Here is a 2,429-nt window from a genome sequence, read left to right on the forward strand (position 1 = left end):
GTTAGTGGCCAATTAAAATGACCCACTACTGGCCATTAGTTTTGACCCACCCCCGGGTGGCCGTCAGGCCACAGAACCAGCTACTGTCCCCGGCTTTTATCGATGGCCGGGGGCATGTCAGTGAAGGAGTGGGTTGTGATACACAAGATCAAGGCACTGCACGATAACGGCAAAGGGTTGTCGATCCGCGCCATCAGTCAGGAACTGGGGGTGTCCCGCAATACCGTTCGCAAGTATCTGCGGATGGATGAGAGCGCAATTTCGGAACAGATAGAAGATCCCTCACGCACCAAGCGCCTCGATGATCACCGGGATTATCTGATTCATCTTCTCAAAGAATTCCCCAAGCTCAGCGCCGTCAAAATTGCCCGCAAGCTGCAAGCGAAGGTTGGTGAGTTGCCAGCTTCGGATCGCTCCATTCGCCGCTATGTGCGAACGCTCAAGGAGGAAGTGGCCTCGGCCCAGATGCGATACTACGAACCCATTCTGGACGATGTGCCGGGTGTCCAGTGCCAGGTGGACCCCGGTGAGTTGCGCGGTGTGCTGATTAGTGGCGAAGAGCGCACGCTGCACTTCGTGGTGTTCGTGCTGTCCTACTCGCGGTTGATGTACGTGGGCCTGGCCTTCCGCCCGCTGGATACCCAGATGTTTATCCAGCTCCACGACGAAGCCCTGCGTTACTTCGGTGGCCTGTCGGAGGAGTGCGTTTACGATCAGACCAAGCTGGTGGTCATCAACGAACAGTACCGGGAACTGACCCTCAACCAACGGTTCCATGGGTATGCCACCACGGCCGGGTTCCGGATCCATGCCTGCGAAGGCTATGACCCGGAGAGCAAGGGCAAGGTGGAAGCCGGCGTGAAGTACGTCAAGCAGGATTGCCTCTACGGCGAAGTCTTCGAGGATCAAGAACACGTGCGCCAGCACGTGCAGGACTGGGTTGAGAGCGTAGCCAATGTCCGCATCCACGGCACCACTGGCGAACCACCCCGGGAACGCTTCGAACGGGACGAGCGAGAGCACCTGGAGACTTACCTGTCACCAGCCTGCGTGCAGCCTGTGGCCCACGAGACACGTCGGGCCGACAAGACCGGCCTGATCGCCTGGAAAGCCAACAAGTACTCCGTGCCCATGGCCTGGCAACAGGCCCGGGTAGGCGTTCTGGAGTCCGGCGGCCAACTCCACATCAGCGACCTGAACACAGGCGACGTCATCGCCAGCCATGCGCTGTGTTCCGACAAGGGCAAGGTGATCAAGAACACCCATCACTACCGGGATCATGCCCAGCGGGTGGCCACCCTTGAGAGCAAGATCAATGAGATGATCGGTAGCGAAACCGGGCAACGGTTGTGCCAGCAGCTCAAGCGTTCCGAGCCCAAGATCTACAAGGATCAGTTGGTGGCTACCCGTGACCTGCTCAAGCGCCATCCGCCCGTGGATCCGGTGCTGCTCACGACTCTGGCAGAGCGTCCCGGCATGACCGCCACACGGCTGCAAAGTTATCTGGAAGCAGCCCAGGCAGCTACGCTGCGGGAACGGCAGCCGGAACCGCTGCCAGAACCCAAGCAAGCACTGGATCTGAGTGCTTACCGCCGTATTGGCCACTCCAGTGGCCAGGGGGTGACCCATGAGCCAGCTTGAGCAAACTGTGAGCCGATACCGCAGCCTGCGCCTGAGCGCGGCTGCCGACGAACTGACCAACCTGCTGGCCGAGGCTGAAGCCAATGAGATGTCCTATCTCAGCTTCGCGGATCGGCTTGCCGAACACGAGCTGATCCAGCGCCAGGACAAGCGCATCCGCCGGAACCGGAAGATGGCCGCGTTCCCTGCCGAGAAGCGCCTGGAGGGCTTCGACTACCGGCATCAGACCACCATCACCAAACGTCAGGTCAATGCCTTGCTGGACTTCCAGTTCATCGACGAGCGGAACAACCTGGTGTTCATCGGCCCGCCCGGTGTAGGCAAGACCCACCTGGCCATCGGCATTGGCCACAAAGCTGTGGAGGCCGGCTACCGGGTACTGTTCCGCAACGCTCTCGATCTGGTGGAAGAACTAGAGCTGGCCGAGATGAAGGGTGAGTTGAAAAAGCGGGTCAGCCAACTGGCCAAGTACGACCTGCTGATCATTGATGAACTGGGCTATCTACCGATGACCCGGCAGGCCCGATACAACCTGTTCCAGTTGATCAACAGCCTATACGAATACCGTTCAATCATCCTGACCACCAATAAGGACTTCACCAGCTGGGGCGAGTTCTTCCACGACGACAACGTGGCGGTGCCGATCATTGACCGGGTTATCCACCATTCACACATCTTTATGTTGGGAGGAGAAAGCTATCGGCTAAAGCAGAAGACAACAAGCTAGACTATGAAAGGTGGGTCAATTTTATTGGCCAAAGGTGGGTCAAAATAAATGGCCATTGACA

2 protein-coding genes are annotated in these 2,429 nt (G+C 58.4%); both read left to right on the plus strand.

Annotation, left to right across the window (positions count from 1 at the left end; genetic code table 11):
- Positions 1-135: 135 nt before the first annotated feature.
- Positions 136-1,641, plus strand: coding sequence for an IS21 family transposase (gene istA / locus MSNKSG1_RS18555; protein WP_169331937.1), 1,506 nt, complete (start codon positions 136-138; stop codon positions 1,639-1,641).
- On the plus strand, positions 1,628-2,368 hold the full coding sequence (gene istB, locus MSNKSG1_RS18560; protein ID WP_008940836.1) for an IS21-like element helper ATPase IstB: 741 nt from the start codon (positions 1,628-1,630) through the stop codon (positions 2,366-2,368). Before istA ends, istB begins: the two co-directional genes overlap by 14 nt.
- Positions 2,369-2,429 lie beyond the last annotated feature (61 nt).

The organism is Marinobacter santoriniensis NKSG1, assembly GCF_000347775.1.
Lineage (GTDB): Bacteria > Pseudomonadota > Gammaproteobacteria > Pseudomonadales > Oleiphilaceae > Marinobacter > Marinobacter santoriniensis.